Origin of the sequence: Mycolicibacterium aromaticivorans JS19b1 = JCM 16368 (genome assembly GCF_000559085.1) — a bacterium.
GTDB lineage: Bacteria > Actinomycetota > Actinomycetes > Mycobacteriales > Mycobacteriaceae > Mycobacterium > Mycobacterium aromaticivorans.
Map to the genome: position 1 here is coordinate 5,120,057 of NZ_JALN02000001.1, position 16,508 is coordinate 5,136,564.

11 protein-coding genes and 2 riboswitches are annotated in these 16,508 nt (G+C 68.5%); of the genes, 3 read left to right on the forward strand and 8 right to left on the reverse strand.

What is annotated here, in order from left to right; genetic code table 11:
- Window positions 1–179 precede the first annotated feature (179 nt).
- From Y900_RS24435 to Y900_RS24445, 3 genes are all read left to right on the forward strand, one after another.
- Window positions 180–824, forward strand: coding sequence for a MerR family transcriptional regulator (locus tag Y900_RS24435; RefSeq protein ID WP_036344971.1), 645 nt, complete (start codon window positions 180–182; stop codon window positions 822–824).
- Between the two features lie 21 nt (window positions 825–845).
- Window positions 846–943: riboswitch (glycine riboswitch) on the forward strand.
- Window positions 944–1,078: riboswitch (glycine riboswitch) on the forward strand. It abuts the riboswitch before it with no gap.
- Between the two features lie 38 nt (window positions 1,079–1,116).
- Entirely contained in the window at window positions 1,117–3,972 is a 2,856-nt protein-coding gene (gcvP, locus tag Y900_RS24440) for an aminomethyl-transferring glycine dehydrogenase (RefSeq protein WP_036344972.1), read from the forward strand.
- 87 nt (window positions 3,973–4,059) lie between these two features.
- Window positions 4,060–4,929 (forward strand): alpha/beta fold hydrolase, encoded by an 870-nt coding sequence (locus Y900_RS24445; RefSeq protein ID WP_237752637.1) that lies wholly within the window; start codon window positions 4,060–4,062, stop codon window positions 4,927–4,929.
- 4 nt (window positions 4,930–4,933) lie between these two features.
- Here the strand turns inward: Y900_RS24445 and Y900_RS24450 are convergent, their stop codons facing one another.
- The 8 genes from Y900_RS24450 to Y900_RS24485 form a co-directional block, all read right to left on the reverse strand.
- Complete coding sequence (locus tag Y900_RS24450; protein WP_036344974.1) at window positions 4,934–6,835, reverse strand: substrate-binding domain-containing protein; 1,902 nt, start codon at window positions 6,833–6,835, stop codon at window positions 4,934–4,936.
- A gap of 53 nt (window positions 6,836–6,888) precedes the next feature.
- Complete coding sequence (locus tag Y900_RS24455) at window positions 6,889–9,072, reverse strand: malate synthase G (RefSeq protein WP_036344975.1); 2,184 nt, start codon at window positions 9,070–9,072, stop codon at window positions 6,889–6,891.
- 19 nt (window positions 9,073–9,091) lie between these two features.
- Entirely contained in the window at window positions 9,092–9,970 is an 879-nt protein-coding gene (locus Y900_RS24460) for a hypothetical protein (protein WP_051660468.1), read from the reverse strand.
- A 31-nt stretch (window positions 9,971–10,001) separates the two neighbouring features.
- Window positions 10,002–11,054 (reverse strand): hemolysin family protein, encoded by a 1,053-nt coding sequence (locus Y900_RS24465; protein WP_036344976.1) that lies wholly within the window; start codon window positions 11,052–11,054, stop codon window positions 10,002–10,004.
- Window positions 11,054–12,415 carry a hemolysin family protein gene (locus Y900_RS24470; RefSeq protein ID WP_036344977.1) on the reverse strand — a complete coding sequence of 454 codons (1,362 nt, stop codon included), beginning with the start codon at window positions 12,413–12,415 and terminating at the stop codon, window positions 11,054–11,056. Before Y900_RS24470 ends, Y900_RS24465 begins: the two co-directional genes overlap by 1 nt.
- Before the next feature lie 190 nt (window positions 12,416–12,605).
- Window positions 12,606–14,042, reverse strand: coding sequence for a GuaB1 family IMP dehydrogenase-related protein (locus Y900_RS24475; protein WP_036344978.1), 1,437 nt, complete (start codon window positions 14,040–14,042; stop codon window positions 12,606–12,608).
- Between the two features lie 39 nt (window positions 14,043–14,081).
- Window positions 14,082–15,536: an NADP-dependent phosphogluconate dehydrogenase gene (gndA, locus tag Y900_RS24480; protein ID WP_036344980.1), complete on the reverse strand. Its 1,455-nt coding sequence runs from the start codon at window positions 15,534–15,536 to the stop codon at window positions 14,082–14,084.
- A 44-nt stretch (window positions 15,537–15,580) separates the two neighbouring features.
- Complete coding sequence (locus Y900_RS24485; protein WP_036344981.1) at window positions 15,581–16,507, reverse strand: M56 family metallopeptidase; 927 nt, start codon at window positions 16,505–16,507, stop codon at window positions 15,581–15,583.
- Window position 16,508: the final 1 nt, after the last annotated feature.

A 16,508-nucleotide genomic window follows, 5' to 3' on the forward strand; every position in this document is an offset into this window, starting at 1 on the left:
CAGCGGTTCGACACGCGCGGCGGATGACGGTCCGCACGGCTGAGGGCGGCCATACTTTGATTGCGAACGACGAGCGCGACTGCCCGTCGAAAAGCGTATGCTCGGTGGACTCGGACTGGGCAAACGTGGTTGGTGGAGCGGTCAGCGGGCCATAGGTTCGAACGGCGAGAGGAAGCATCGTGGGCGAGCAGCCACGTCAGGGACAGTTGGACCTTGCTGGCACGGGCTCTGATTCCGATGGCCGCTTTGAGGCGGACATGCCCGCCGGCGCGCCGGTGAGCGAGGCGGTGCAGCAGGGCCTGTTCCCCGACGACTCGGTTCCCGACGAATTGGTCGGCTACCGCGGGCCGAGCGCCTGCCAGATCGCCGGAATCACCTACCGCCAGTTGGACTACTGGGCGCGCACCTCACTGGTGGTGCCGTCCATCCGCGGTGCGGCCGGCTCCGGCAGCCAGCGGCTGTATTCGTTCAAGGACATCCTGGTCCTCAAGATCGTCAAGCGTCTGCTCGATACGGGCATCTCACTGCACAACATCCGCGTCGCCGTCGACCATCTGCGTCAGCGCGGCGTGCAGGACCTGGCCAACATCACCCTGTTCTCCGACGGCACAACGGTGTACGAGTGCACGTCGGCCGAAGAGGTCGTCGACCTGCTGCAGGGCGGTCAGGGTGTGTTCGGCATCGCGGTCAGCGGAGCCATGCGGGAACTGTCCGGCGCGATCGCCGACTTCCCCGGCGAGCGGGCCGACGGCGGCGAGTCGATCGCCTCCCCGGAGGACGAGCTGGCATCCCGGCGGAAGAGCCGCGACCGCAAGATCGGTTAGCAGCTAGAATTTCTTCTGTATCGCCCTCGCGCGGGAGAGTTTCGTGGCCGCCAGTCACGGACGCCGAAGGAGCAACACCTCTCCGTCAACCTCTCAGGCACCCGGACCGCGCGTGGCCACGATGCCTCTGGAAAGCGGCGGCTCGGTTTTTTTCGCCGAGGTCGCCCGCCCATGGGGAAAGGCAGCATCCGCTCATACGCGGGCTGACCGAATCTCTCAGGCACCCGGTCCGGGTCGACGACAGAGGGAGAGGACGCCGCTGACGGCTGCGCCGTAAGTCAGGAGTGCCCCCATGTCGAAACAAGCAGGGTCCAACCACACGCCCACCTTCGCCGATCGTCACATCGGACCCGATTCGGATGCGTTGGCCACCATGCTCGACGTGATCGGGGTCGCCTCGCTCGAGGAACTGGCGGCCAAGGCGCTGCCCGCAGGCATTCTCGACGCGCTCTCCGCCGACGGCATCGCACCCGGCCTCGATCAGTTGCCCGCCGCGGTGGGCGAGCATGAGGCGCTGGCCGAGCTGCGGGCACTGGCCGACACGAACACCATCGCGGTGTCGATGATCGGGCAGGGCTACTACGACACGCTCACCCCGCCGGTGCTGCTGCGCAACATCCTGGAGAACCCGGCCTGGTACACCGCGTACACGCCGTATCAGCCGGAGATCAGCCAGGGCCGGCTCGAGGTGCTGCTGAACTTCCAGACCATGATCGCCGACCTGACCGGGCTGGATCTGGCCAACGCGTCGATGCTCGACGAGTCCACCGCGGCCGCCGAGGCGATGACGCTGATGCACCGCGCGTCGCGCGGATCGGCCAACCGGCTCGCCGTCGACGAGGACATGTTCGCCCAGACCGCGGCCATCCTCGCGACCCGCGCGGAGCCGCTGGGCATCGAGATCGTCACCGCGGATCTCCGCAACGGGCTTCCCGAGGGTGAGTTCTTCGGCGTCATCGCGCAGCTGCCCGGCGCCAGCGGCCGGGTCACCGACTGGTCCAAGCTCGTCGAGCAGGCCCACGAGCGCGGCGCGCTGGTGGCCCTGGGTGCCGACCTGTTGGCGATGACGCTGATCGCCCCGCCCGGTGAGCTGGGCGCCGACGTCGCGTTCGGAAGCGCGCAGAGATTCGGTGTGCCAATGGGATTCGGCGGACCGCACGCCGGTTTCCTTGCCGTGCACAACAAGCACGCCCGCCAGCTGCCCGGCCGACTGGTCGGGGTGTCGGTCGACAGCGACGGTGCACCGGCGTACCGCTTGTCGCTGCAGACCCGCGAACAGCACATCCGCCGCGACAAGGCGACCTCCAACATCTGCACTGCCCAGGTGCTGCTGGCGGTGATGGCCGCCTCCTACGCCAGCTACCACGGTCCGCAAGGTCTGACCGGAATCGCCCGGCGCGTGCACGCGCACGCCCGCTCACTGGCCGCCGGCCTGGGCGCCGCCGGCGTCGAGGTGGTGCACGACACCTTCTTCGACACCGTGCTGGTGCACCTCCCGAACCGCGCGGCCGCAGTGCAGGCCGAGGCCAAGGGCCGTGGCATCAACATCTGGCGGGTGGACGCCGACCACGTGTCGGTCACGTGCGACGAGGCCACCACGTCGGCTCATGTTGTCCTGGTGCTGGAATCGTTCGGCGCCGGCTTGGCGGGCGAGTACACGGGTCCCGACATTGATTCGCGGACAAGTGAATTCCTGACCCACCCGGCCTTCCACCGGTACCGCACCGAAACCGAGATGATGCGCTACCTGCGCACCCTGGCCGACAAGGACATCGCCCTGGACCGCAGCATGATCCCGCTGGGGTCGTGCACGATGAAGCTCAACGCCGCCGCCGAGATGGAGTCGATCACCTGGCCGGAGTTCGGCAGGCAGCATCCGTTCGCCCCGGCCGGTGACACCCCGGGGATGCGCAAGCTGATAGCCGACCTGGAGGGCTGGCTGACCGGGCTGACCGGGTACGACGCAATCTCGTTGCAGCCTAACGCCGGATCGCAGGGTGAATACGCCGGACTACTGGCCATCCGCGACTATCACCTGGCCAACGGCGACACCGGGCGCACTGTGTGCCTCATCCCGTCCAGCGCGCACGGCACCAACGCAGCGTCCGCGGCGATGGTCGGCATGCGGGTGGTCGTGGTGGCCTGCCGGGAGAACGGCGACGTCGACCTCGACGATCTGCGCGCCAAGGTCAGCGAGCATGCCGAGCGGTTGGCCGCGCTGATGATCACCTACCCGTCCACGCACGGGGTCTACGAGCACGACATCGCCAACATCTGCGCCGCGGTGCACGACGCGGGCGGGCAGGTCTACGTCGACGGCGCCAACCTCAATGCCCTTGTCGGGCTGGCCCGGCCGGGCAAGTTCGGCGGCGACGTGAGCCACCTGAACCTGCACAAGACGTTCTGCATCCCGCACGGCGGCGGCGGCCCGGGCGTCGGGCCGGTGGCGGTGCGGTCGCACCTGGCGGCGTTCCTGCCCGGCCACCCGATGGCCGAGGAACTGCCGAAGGGACATCCGGTGTCGGCTGCGCCGTACGGGTCGGCGTCGATCCTGCCGATCACGTGGGCCTATATCCGGATGATGGGTGCGGGCGGCCTGCGCGATGCCACGCTGACCGCGATCGCCTCGGCGAACTACATCGCGCGCCGCCTCGACGAGTACTACCCGGTGCTGTACACCGGCGAGAACGGCATGGTCGCCCATGAGTGCATCCTCGATCTGCGCGGCATCACCAAGTCCACCGGCGTCACCGTCGACGACGTGGCGAAGCGGTTGGCGGACTTCGGTTTCCACGCACCGACGATGAGCTTCCCGGTGGCGGGCACGCTGATGGTGGAGCCCACCGAGAGCGAAAGCCTGGCCGAGGTGAACGCGTTCTGTGAGGCGATGATCGCGATCCGCGCCGAGATCGACAAGGTCGGCTCGGGGGAGTGGCCCGCGGAGGACAATCCGCTGCGCAATTCGCCGCACACCGCCGAATGCCTGCTGGTCGACGAGTGGACCCACCCCTACACCCGTGAGCAAGCGGCTTACCCGCTGGGCAAGGGATACCGGGCGAAGGTGTGGCCGCCGGTACGCCGCATCGACGGGGCGTACGGCGACCGGAACCTGGTGTGCTCCTGCCCGCCGGTGGAGGCATTCGCCTAGCGATTCTCGTCGATTCAGAACTGAGGGCGAACATTCGGCCCCAAACATCGCCCTCTGTTCTGCCTCGTTGCCTGATAGCGTCACCCTGTGCTGCCTGCCAGCGTTCGCCAGTGGCAAGAGGGTGGCCGGATGCTGTCCACCGGTGCCGGCAATGTCTTCGTGCGATCACACCAAGGTGCGGGCCCGACCCTGCTTCTGCTGCACGGCTTCCCGTCGAGTTCCTACGATTTCCGCGGGGTCGTCGAGCGACTCGGGGACCAGGCCTGGTTGACGCTGGACTTCCTCGGTTTCGGGCTGTCGGACAAGCCCCGCCCGCATCGCTACAGCCTGCTCGAGCAGGCCGACATCGTGCAGCAGGTGGTCGCCGACGCCGCACCGGGTCCGGTGGTGCTGCTCGCCCACGACATGGGCACCTCGGTGGCCACCGAACTGCTCGCCCGCGACGTCGCAGGCACGCTGCCCTTCGACATCGAGCGTGCCGTCCTCACCAATGGCAGCGTGATCATCGAGCGCGCCAGCCTGCGGCCAAGCCAGAAGATCCTGCGCGGCCCGCTCGGCCCGCTGTTGGCCCGGCTGACCAACGAGCGGGGCTTCCTGCGCGGCTTCGCCAAGCTGTTCAGCGCCGCGCATCCGCTGTCCGGCGACGAGGCGCAGGCCCAGTGGGCGCTGCTGGCACGCGACGACGGCCACCGCATCCTGAACCTGCTGTGCGCCTACCTCAACGAACGGGTGCGCTTCGCCGATCGGTGGCACGGGGCGGTTCGCGACTGGGACAAGCCGCTCGGATTCCTCTGGGCCACCGGCGATCCCGTGGCCACCACCAATGTGCTGGCCGGCCTGCGGGAGTTGCGGCCCGCGGCTGAGGTGATCGAGCTGGCCGGGATCGGCCACTACCCGCAGATCGAGGTGCCCGACGAATTCACCGCAGGCGTCCGGCGGCTACTGCGGCTCGACTAGGGGACTACGACAGCAGCGTCGACACAGCCGTCGCCAGATCCGGCGAATCGGACGTCGCGACATTCTGATACGTGCCGCCCGAGGCTTGGGCCACCGCTTCCCACGTCGCCCGGTCGGCGTCGTCACCGAAGTCGATGACGTTGATTGCCACCGGCTTGGCCGGATCGGCGGCCGACTTCACGTACTGAACCAGCCCGGGGCCGTCCAACGTCTGATCGGTGTGCGGACCCTGAGTGATCACCAGCATCGAATTGGTCTGGCCCTGGCGGAAGTTCGCCAGCGCCTCGCCGTAGGCCAGCCGTAACGTGGTGAACGACACGGCACCGCTGCCCGACGGCGACAACCCGCCCAGCGTGCCGGTCAGTGCGGCCGAGCGTGGCTGCCCGTTGACTTCGTCGGTCAGCGGCCCCATCGGCACCGCCGACTTGCCCTCGACACCGTTGAACGTCCACAACCCGACGGCCGCGTTCGACGGCAGCGCGCCGATCCGGTTGGTCAGCGCGGTCACCACATTGGCCAGTCGCGACTTGCCGCCTTCGTCGGTACCCATCGCCTGGTTGAGCATGATCGTGGTGGCGGACCCGGTGGCCGGGGTGGACACCGCCGCGGCCAGCGTGGCCCGCACCGACTCGTCGTCGATGGTCAGCGGCGACCCGAGCTGCGGGAAGCTCACCACATCGTTGCCCTGCGGGTTGGCGCCTTCGGCGCGGAAGCCGGCCTTAGCCAGGGTGCTGAGCTGTTCGGGTTTGTGCATGAACCGGGCGAACTGGCTGGCCGCACTGACCTGTTCCTCGGACAACCAGCTCCCGGACAGCAAGACGGTGGGGTAGTCGGCCACGGCCACCGGTCCCGACGGCAGCCATTCGGCGACATTGTTCTTGGCGTCCGGCGTCGACGACGTGCGGGCGAACAACTGCTGCTCGGTGATCGCTACGGCGTGCACCGGCGCACCGGGGTCCCCGGACCCGATCAGGGACTTCCAGGCCGTGTCGGCGGTGTCGTCGGCGAGCTTGGGCTGCCCGGCGACCAGGCCGTTGACCGCGCCGATGCCGGCCGTGGCCGGTGAGTTCGCCGGCGCCGACGCCGAAGCCACCGCTTCGGCAGCCAGATAGGTGGCGTCGGCATCGCCGACGGTAGGCAAGGCCAGTCGCAGCGATCCCCAGCCCGGCAGGTTCAGGCCGTCGAGCGCCGTCGGATTGGATTGCAAGCCCGGCAGCGCCGCCCAACCCTGCTGTCCCAGGGCGTCTTTGAGCTGCGGCCGCACCGCGAGAACCACCGGCGAGGTGACCAGTGAGCGGGCGTCGCTGACGACTTCCTTTCCCGCAGTGGACTGCAGGCGCGCCGCACCGATGGAACTGGCCGGGATCCAAAGCGCCGGACGCTCGCCGAGATCGCCGGGCCAGTTGGACACGAATCCGTCGACCACCCGATCCGAGTCGGCCGCGGTGACAACCATTTTCACGCAGCGATCGCCGATCGGCGTGACCGCGGCGTTGAAGCCCTGGGCGAACTTGCTGACGTTGTCGACGATCGACGGGTCGGCGATCACCCCGACGTTGAGAGTGCCGCCCAGACACTTCTGGGCGGCGTCGGTCGATCGATGGGACAGCGCATCGCCGAAGAACCGCCACAGGATCACCGCACCGACAACCACCACGACCGTGATCAGCGCGGCGATCACCCCGAGACTCACTCCGCGGCGCCCGCTCTCACTGCGGTGCCCACCCTCGAAAGCGATTCTCCGCCGGGCGGTGTCGGTCAGCGCCGACGAGCCGGTGTCGTCGGGTGTGTCCTCGGCGTCGGGAGCATCGGAGTCACCGCCACGGGCGAAGCGACCGGTCGGATTGTCGTCGGCAGGCTCGTCACCGAATGAACCCCCGGGACCCGGTCTACTGTGCCTGCCCATGGCGGTGCTTGATCCTCTTCCCTGTCAACGGTGATGCGGTGCGGACGCGCCTGTCAGGCGCCGGTGCTGGCCTTGTACTCCCGGCGACGCCGATGCAGGATCGGCTCGGTGTAGCCGTTTGGCTGGGCGGCGCCGGCCAGGATCAGTTCCTGGGCGGCCTGGAAGGCGATGCTGTTGTCCGGATCCGTGGCCATCGGCTTGAAGTCGGGATCGGACGCGTTCTGCTCGTCGACGACCGCCGCCATCCGGCGCAGGCTTTCCCGGACGGCATCCTCGGTGATCACACCGTGCCGCAGCCAGTTCGCCAGCAACTGGCTCGAAATGCGCAGCGTCGCACGGTCTTCCATCAGCGCGACGTCATGGATGTCGGGCACCTTCGAGCAGCCGACACCGGCGTCGATCCAGCGCACCACGTAGCCGAGGATCGACTGGCAGTTGTTGTCCACCTCTTCGTGGATCTCCTCGGGCGACCACGCCAGCTCCTTGGCGAGCGGGATCGTCAGCAACTCGTCGATGCTGGTGCGCGTCTTGCCGGCCAGCTCCTTGTGCACCTCGTAGACGTCCACGTAGTGATAGTGCATGGCGTGCAGAGTGGCCGCCGTCGGCGACGGCACCCACGCGGTGGTGGCGCCGGAGCGGGGCTGGCCGATCTTCTGCTCGACCATGTCGGCCATCAGATCGGTCATCGCCCACATGCCCTTACCGATCTGCGCCTTGCCGGAGAATCCAGTGGCCAGGCCGATGTCGACGTTCTGGTCCTCATAGGCCGTGATCCAGGGCTGCGACTTCATGGCACCCTTGCGAATCATCGGGCCGGCTTCCATCGACGTGTGGATCTCGTCGCCGGTGCGGTCCAGGAAGCCGGTGTTGATGAACGCCACCCGGTCGGCGGCGGCCTTGATGCAGGCCTTGAGGTTGGCCGAGGTGCGACGCTCCTCGTCCATGATGCCCACCTTGATGGTGTTCTGCGGCAGGCCCAGCACGTCCTCGACGCGACTGAACAGTTCACAGGTGAACGCGACCTCGTCGGGCCCGTGCATCTTCGGCTTCACGATGTAGATCGACCCGGTGCGGCTGTTCTGCCGCGGGCTGCCGTCCTCGGCCTTGAGGCCGTGCACCGCGATCAGGCTGGTGAACAGCGCATCCTGGATGCCTTCGGGGATCTCGTTCCCATCAGCGTCCACAATCGCGTCGTTGGTCATCAGGTGACCCACGTTGCGGACGAACAGCAGGCTGCGTCCGGGCAGCGTCAACTCTCCGCCGCCCGGCGTCTTGTATGTGCGGTCGTCGTTGAGCACACGGGTGAAGTTCTTGCCGCCCTTGCTGACCTCTTCGGCCAGGTCGCCCCGGTTCAGGCCCAGCCAGTTGCGGTAGCCGAGCACCTTGTCGTCGGCGTCGACGGCGGCCACCGAGTCCTCGAAGTCCATGATCGTGGTGATCGCGGACTCCAGCACGACATCCTTGACGCCGGCTTTGTCGGTCTTGCCGACGGGCGATTCGGGGTCGATGAGGATCTCGATGTGCAGGCCGTTGTTGACCAACAGCACCGACCACGCGGGTTCGCCGAGCTCACCGGTGTAGCCGACGAACTTCTCCGGGCTGGCCAGCCCGGTGGACCCGTCGCCCAGCGCGATCTCCAGGACGCCGTCGGCGAGGCTGATGCCGGTCGCGTCGGCCCACGATCCCGACGCCAGCGGCACGGCCTTGTCGAGGAAGTCCCGGGCGTAGGCGATCACCTTGTCGCCGCGAACCTGGTTGTAGCCGGTGCCCGGCTCGGCGCCGCCCTCGGTGCTGATGACGTCGGTGCCGTAGAGGGCGTCGTACAGCGAACCCCAGCGGGCGTTCGCGGCATTCAGCGCGAAGCGGGCGTTGAGAATCGGGACCACCAGCTGCGGGCCGGCGGTGGTGGTGATCTCGTCGTCGACGCCGGAGGTGGTGATGCTGAAGTCGCCCGGATCAGGCTGCAGGTAGCCGATGTCGGTGAGGAACTGCTGGTATTCACCGGCGTCGATGCCGCCGATGATCCGCTGCCGATGCCACCTGTCGATCTGCGCCTGCAGATCGTCGCGGCGGGCGAGCAGATCCTGATTCTGGGGCGTCAGGTCGGTGACGACCTTGTCCACCCCGGCCCAGAAGCTGTCGGCATCAATCCCGGTGCCGGGCAGCGCTTCGTTGGTGATGAAGTCGTACAACACCTGCGCCACACGCAGGTTGCCCACGGGCACGCGATCGCTCATCTGTCCTCCCTCACGAGAATCAATTCATCTTACCCGCAGGTAGGAACCCCTCCGACAGAGTGTCGTAGGCCACCTCCGCACCCAGCAGCCGTTCACACCACGCCAGCAGTGCCGCACGCAACGGCGCCGCGCGCTCGGCTATAACTCCCTGGCACCGCACGTATTCCGCCCGCCCGGCGGGTTCCTCGACGGCGATGGGCTCAAACCCGAAGTCCGACAGGTCGTAGGGGCTGGCCCGCATGTCGAGTGCGCGGGCGTCGGAGGCCAGCTCCAGGCAGTCCACCAGCAACTCCGAATTCACCAGCGGTCCGAGCTTGACGCACCACTTGTACAGGTCCATGTTCGCGTGCAGGCACCCCGGCTGTTCCCAGTCGCGCTGCGCGGCGCGGGTCGGTACCCCGCGGTTGCGTGGCGCTGCCGCGGCGGTGAAGAACCGGTAGGCATCGAAATGTGTGCAGCGCAACGGCATCGACTCGACCACGGCATCGGTACCCGGGCCGCCGAGTCGCAGCGGCACTGCGCCGTGGCGAACCGCGTCGGTGCGGTAGACCATCGCCCACTCGTGCAGACCGAAGCAGCCGAACTGCGGCGGACGCGCTGCGGTGCTGCGCAGCAGATCGGCGACGAAACCGATCGTCGACTGCCGGGAGCGCAGAAAGCTCACGCCGACGGTCACGCCGTCTGGCGTGGCCTGATAGCCGGCGCGGGCGAGGTATTCCGCACCCGCCGGGCCGGCCAGCGAGACGCCGTAACCGGGATGCCACACCCGCAGCTGGCGGGGGCGCAGGCTGTAGTAGGTGAACAGGAAATCCCACACCGGATGCGCCTCGCCGCGGCGGGAGCGGTGCAGATGCGGCCCGGTGAACCTTTCCACCCGGGCGCGGTGAGCCGCCGCCATTGCCAACCACGTGTGTTCGGCCAGTGGGCCGTCACGCACGGTGCATCCCGTCGCGCACCGTGCCGATCAGGTCTTCGACCAGGTCCTCGAGCGCGACCATGGCGCATACGGACTGGTCGCCGTCGGTGACCAGTGCCAGGTGGCTGTTGTCGCGGCGCAGCTGGGACAGGGCGTCCGGCAGCGGCATGTCGGCAGGCACCCGCGGCAGCGGACGCACCACGGCGCCGTCGACCACCGCGTCGCGCTCGTCGATCTGGTCGAGGATGTCCTTGATGTGGACGAAGCCGACGAACTCGCCGCTCGCATCGGTGACCGGGAACCGGGAGTAGCCCGTCTCGTTGAGCGCCTGCTCGATGGCGCTGACCGTCGGGCCGCCGCCGGGCCGGGCGACCGGGACGGCGCGGATGTCGCGCACCGGGACGGCCACATCGTTGACCACCCGGTTGCGGATCTGCAGCGCCCGGGTCAGCCGCATGTGCTCCTCGGGGTCCAGCAGCCCTTCGGATCGCGATTCGGCGATCATCTCCGCGAGCTCCACGGTGGACACGGTGACGTCGAGTTCGTCCTTGGCCTCGACGCCGAACGCGCGCAGCGTGGTGTTGGCCGCCCAGTTGTAGAACCCGATGAAGGGCCGGGCGACGCGCACATAGACCAGATACACCGGCACCACGAGCATCGCCGTCTTCTCCGGCCCGGCGATCGCGATGTTCTTGGGCACCATCTCGCCGAGCAGCACGTGCAACGTCACCACGAAGCCCAGCGCCACCACGAACGACACCGTGTGCAGAACGGCGTCGGGAACGCCCACCAGATCGAACGGCTTTTCCAACAGGTGGGCCACCGCGGGCTCACCGACGCGGCCTAGCAGGATCGAACACACGGTGATGCCCAGCTGGGCACCGGCCAGCATCAGAGACAGTTGCTCACCGGCGCGCAGCACGGTCACCGCGCTCCGTTTGCCTTGTTCGGCAAGGGCTTCCAGTCGGTCGCGGCGGGCCGAGATCAGCGCGAATTCGGACCCGACGAAGAAGGCGTTGGCGCCCAGCAGCGCCATCGTCAGCAGGACACCCAGGACGTCGCCCATCAGCCCTCCCGCCCGGGGTCGCCGCGGCGACCCAATTCGGTCAGCACGAGCTGATCGATCCGGCGGCCGTCCATCTCGACGACGGTGGCCCGCCAGTGGACCGGATCGTCGAACAGGCCGTCCGGGTCGAAAGCGGACAGTTCGACCGATTCGCCGGGCTCGGGAATGTGGCCCAGCCTCTCCAGCACCAGCCCGCCGATCGTTTCGTATTCACCTTCGGGGGCGCGGAATCCGGTGGCTTCGGCGACCTCGTCGATGCGGAGTAGCCCCGATACCCGCCAGCCCTGCCCTGCCTTCTGGAAGTCGGGCGTGGAGTCGTCGTGCTCGTCGCGGACGTCGCCGACGATCTCTTCGATCAGGTCCTCGACGGTGACCATGCCCGCCGTGCCGCCGTATTCGTCGACCACCATCGCGGTCTGCAGGCCGTGGGCGCGCAGCTGGGCCATCAGCGCGTCGCCGTCCAGCGACGAGGGCACCGTGGGCACCGGGATCGCCAGCGACACCAGCCGGGTGGTCGCGCGTTCGTCTGCAGGCACCCCGAACACCTGCTTGACATGCACCAGGCCGATGGTCTCGTCCAGGTCGCCGCGCACGATCGGGAAGCGGGAGAAGCCGGTGCTCGCCGAGGCGGTGACCAGGTCGGCGACAGTGCTGTCGGCGTCCAGCGCCTCGATTTCGGTGCGCGGGGTCATGAACTCCTCGGCGATCCGCGACCCGAACTGCAGTGAGCGGTTCACCAGCGCCGCGGTGGCTTCGTCGAGCGAGCCGTGCTCGGCCGAGCTGCGGACCAGCGACCCGAGCTCTTCAGGCGAGCGCGCCGAGCGCAGTTCCTCGGCCGGTTCGATGCCCATCCGGCGCAGGATCCAGTTCGCGGTGCCGTTGGTGAGCTTGATGACGGGGGTCATCACTGTCGAGAACATCAGCTGGAATCCGGCAGTTGCCCGCGCGGTCGGCACCGGCCGCGCTACCGCGAGGTTCTTGGGCACCAGTTCGCCGAAGACCATCGACAACGAGGTGGCGATCAGGATCGCCAGGGCCAGTGATATCCCGGCAGCCGCCCGCTGGGGCACATGCAGCAGGTCGAGGACGGGATCGAGCAACCGGGCCAGGACGGGCTCGGCCAGGTAGCCGGTGGCCAGCGTGGTGATCGAGATACCCAGTTGCGCGCCGGACAGCTGGAAGGACAGCGTGCGATGCGCTTTCGCGACGTTCTGGTCGCTGCGGTCACCGGTGCGGGCGTTCGCGTCGACGGTGCTGCGTTCCAGGGCGGTCAGCGAGAACTCGGCGGCGACGAACAACGCCGTCCCGAGGGTCAACACGACGATCGCCAACAGGCTCAGCGCGGTGTACATGACGGTCATGAGCGGGTGGGGCAGCCGGGCCACATGCCCGGCCGGCTAGAAGAAGGTTCGGCCTCGGCCTCGTCTGCCGGGCGCTCGCCCCAGGCAGCCCGATCCGCGGGTACCTCGATGGGTGCCTGCGGCACAGGTTCCCTTTCCTCGGGGAGCAGAACAAATCCCTATGTTAGCGGCTTCGCCGACGGTGACCTGCTCACCAGCCGGTCGGCAGGGGATGCCCCTCGGCGAACCCGGCCGCCGACTGGACGCCCAGCACCACCCGTTCGTGCAGCTCGGCGATGGTGGTGGCGCCGACGTACGTGCAGGTGCTGCGAACGCCGGAGGTGATGTGGTCGAGCAGGTCCTCGACACCGCCACGTGCGGGGTCCAGCGCCATCCGCGAGGTCGAGATGCCCTCCTCGAAGAGTGCCTTGCGGGCCCGGTCGAAGGCGCTGTCGGCGCTGGTGCGGGCGGCCACGGCCCGCTTGGAGGCCATGCCGTAGCTCTCCTTGTAGGGTCGGCCGTCGCGGTCGCGCATCAGGTCACCGGGGGATTCGTAGGTGCCGGCGAACCAGGAGCCGATCATCACGTTCGACGCGCCCGCCGCCAGCGCGAGCGCCACGTCGCGCGGATGCCGCACTCCGCCATCGGCCCATACGTGAGCACCGAGTTCCCGTGCAGCAGCCGAGCATTCGAGCACGGCAGAGAACTGCGGGCGTCCGACGCCGGTCATCATCCGGGTGGTGCACATGGCGCCGGGGCCGACCCCCACCTTGACGATCGAGGCGCCGGCCTCGATCAGGTCGCGCGTCCCTTCGGCGGAGACGACGTTGCCGGCTGCCAGCGGGACGCCGAGGTCCAGCGACGACACGGCCTTGATCGCGTCGAGCATCTTGAGCTGGTGGCCGTGCGCGGTGTCGACCACAAGCACGTCGACGCCGGCCTCGGCCAGCGCCTGCGCCTTGGCGGCCACGTCGCCGTTGATGCCCACCGCGGCGGCGATCCGCAGCCTGCCGCCCGCGTCTACGGCCGGGGTGTAGATGCCCGCGCGGATCGCGCCGATGCGGGTCAGTACGCCGGCCAGGGCGCCGTCGGCGTCGGTGAGGACGGCGACGTCGACCGGGGCGTGCTCGAGCAGCTCGAACACCTGTCGTGGTTCGGTGTGGACCGGCGCGGTGACGAAGTCGGTGACCGCGATGTCGCGCACGCGCGCGAATCGGTCGACGCCGACGGTGGCGGCCTCGGTGACCAGGCCGATGGGCCTGCCCTCGAACACCACCACCGCCACCCCGTGGGCCCGCTTGTGGATCAGCGCGACGGCGTCGGACACCGAGTCGTCGGGCGCCAGCACCACCGGGGTGTCCGCCACCAGGTCACGGCTCTTGATGAAGTCGACGGTCTGCTTGACCGCGTCGATCGGCAGGTCCTGCGGCAGCACCACGATGCCGCCGCGGCGGGCCACCGTCTCGGCCATCCGACGACCCGCCACCGCGGTCATGTTCGCCACCACGACCGGGATCGTCGTCCCGGTTCCATCGGAGGTCGACAGGTCGACATCGAACCGGGACGCGACATCGGATCGGCTGGGCACGACGAAGACGTCGTCGTAGGTCAGGTCGTACTGAGGTAGCTGGCCGTCGAGAAAGCGCACCCGATCAGCCTAATGCGCGCCCCGGACGGGGAAGAGGGCCTACGCCTCGACTTCGCTGCGGTCACCGCTCCACAGGGTGTGGAACCGGGCGGCCGGGTCGGCGTCGGTCCGGCCGTAGGTGTGCGCGCCGAAGAAGTCGCGCAGGCCCTGGGTCAGCGCCGCGGGCAGCCGCTCGGTGCGCAGCGCGTCGTAGTAGGACAGCGCGGAGGCGAAGCCGGGGACCGGGATGCCGAGCTCGGTGGCCTTCACCACCACGCGACGCCAGCTGTCGATACCCGCTTCGACCGCGTCACGGAAGTACGGCGCGGCGATGAGCGTGGCCAGTTCGGCGTTGTCGTCGTAGGCCTCCTTGATCCGGTTGAGGAATTTGGCCCGGATGATGCAGCCGCCGCGCCAGATCGTCGCCATGTCACCGAGGGTGATGTCCCAGTTGTATTCGGCGCTGCCCGCCTGGATCTGGTTGAAGCCCTGGGCGTAGGCGATGATCTTCGAGGCGTACAGCGCCTTGCTGACGTCATCGATGAATTGCGCTGCGTCCGTGGGCTGTTCACCCAGGTCACCGGAGGCCAGGCTAGTGGTGGCCTTGCGTTGGGGGACCGAGCCCGACAGAGCGCGGGCGAAGACCGCCTCGGCGATGCCGGTCACCGGCACCCCGAGATCCAGTGCTGACTTGACCGTCCAGCGACCAGTGCCTTTCTGCTCTGCCTCGTCGAGGATCACGTCGACCAGCGGCTTGCCGGTCTTGGCGTCGGTCTGGCGCAGCACCTCGGCGGTGATCTCGATCAGGTAGCTGTCCAGATCGCCTTTGTTCCAGTCGGCGAAGATCTCGGCGATCTCGGGTGCGGTCTTGCCGAGGCCGTCGCGCAGCAGCTGGTAGGCCTCGCCGATGAGCTGCATGTCGGAGTACTCGATACCGTTGTGCACCATCTTGACGAAGTGGCCTGCGCCGTCGGGGCCGATGTGGGTGCAGCATGGGACGCCGTCGACGTGCGCGGAGATCTCCTCGAGCAGCGGCCCCAGCGACTTGTAGGACTCGGCAGGCCCGCCCGGCATGATCGACGGCCCCTTCAGCGCGCCTTCCTCGCCGCCGGAGATGCCGGCGCCGACGAAGTGCAGGCCGCGCTCACGCACCGCCTTCTCGCGGCGGATGGTGTCGGTGTAGAGCGCGTTGCCGCCGTCGATGATGATGTCGCCCGGCTCGAAGACCTCGCACAACTCGTTGATGACGGCGTCGGTCGGGTCGCCGGCCTTGACCATGATCAGCGCGCGGCGCGGCTTCTCCAGCGCGGCGGCGAATTCGGCCATCGTCTCGGTGCGCACGAAGTTGCCCTCGGAACCGTGCTCGGCGAGCACCGCATCGGTCTTGGCGACAGACCTGTTGTGCAAGGCCACGGTGTAGCCGTGGTGGGCGAAGTTCCGCGCGATGTTCGATCCCATCACCGCCATTCCGGTAACACCGATCTGTGCAGTACCGTCCGTCTGCGGTGAGGTCATCTCGCGCCTTTCGATTATGTGGATTTTGTTGTGGCAGAAGAGTTTCAGGAAAGAAAGAGGCGGCGCAGTTCGGTCAGCCACGGCATCGCCACCGCGACTGTCGGCACCACCAACACCGCAGCGGCGGTGGCGTAGGCGGCCAGCGAGTGCGCCAGGCTGTTTCCCTCGCCGGCCAGCCGGCGCACCCGGATCAGCGTGGTCGGGCCGCCACCGGCGAGCGCGCCCTTCGGGGTTCGGGCCGTCGCGCAGGTCACCAGGGCGCGGGCCAGGGGAGCGGGTCCGGCGGTGCGCACCGCGGCATCATCGGCGAGCATCTCGACGAGCAGTCGCACCGCATTGAGGGCGCTGCCGCTGCGGACGAAGCGGGGGAACGCGGTGTGCACGGCGATGAACGCCTCGAGCACCAGATCGTGGCGGGCCCGCAGATGGGCCCGCTCGTGGCTGAGGATCGCGGTGAGTTCGGTGTCGCTCAACGCCGACAGGGTGCCCTGGCTGAGTACAACCCGGCTGCGCACTCCGGGCAGGCAGTAGGCGAGTGGTTCGGACACATCCAGCACCCGCAGTCCGCTCATGCCGTGTCCGGACTCGCCGAGCAGGTCGACGACCATCCGGTGATGCGCCCGGCGGCGCCGGGTGGCGACGGCGACCTGTACTGCCGCGACCACCAGCCGAGCGCCGATGAGCAGGGTGATCGCGAAGACCACGACGTACGCCGACCACAGTGGCCAGCCCAGGACTTGGATCTCGCTGGTGATCGTCGCGGTGGGGCGGCCGTCCGGGCCGGGGGCGAAAAGCCGGCTGGCGATGGCCAGTCCGGCGCTGAACGCGGAGAGCACCGCGGCCACCGCAATGGACTGCCAGAGGACGATCGCCGCGCGCGGTGCACGCATCGGCCACGAGGCCCGGGCCAGCAGCGCAGGCACAGGACCGACCAGCATCAAGGCGAGGAAGGTGAAGGCCAGCGCGGACACG

Coding starts and splice junctions, on each gene's coding strand:
- gcvP (WP_036344972.1), top strand. CDS start 1,117: ATGTCGAAACAAGCAGGGTCCAACCACACGCCCACCTTCGCCGATCGT.
- Y900_RS24450 (WP_036344974.1), bottom strand. CDS start 6,835: ATGGGCAGGCACAGTAGACCGGGTCCCGGGGGTTCATTCGGTGACGAG.
- Y900_RS24455 (WP_036344975.1), bottom strand. CDS start 9,072: ATGAGCGATCGCGTGCCCGTGGGCAACCTGCGTGTGGCGCAGGTGTTG.
- Y900_RS24460 (WP_051660468.1), bottom strand. CDS start 9,970: ATGGCGGCGGCTCACCGCGCCCGGGTGGAAAGGTTCACCGGGCCGCAT.
- Y900_RS24465 (WP_036344976.1), bottom strand. CDS start 11,054: ATGGGCGACGTCCTGGGTGTCCTGCTGACGATGGCGCTGCTGGGCGCC.
- Y900_RS24470 (WP_036344977.1), bottom strand. CDS start 12,415: ATGACCGTCATGTACACCGCGCTGAGCCTGTTGGCGATCGTCGTGTTG.
- gndA (WP_036344980.1), bottom strand. CDS start 15,536: ATGACCTCACCGCAGACGGACGGTACTGCACAGATCGGTGTTACCGGA.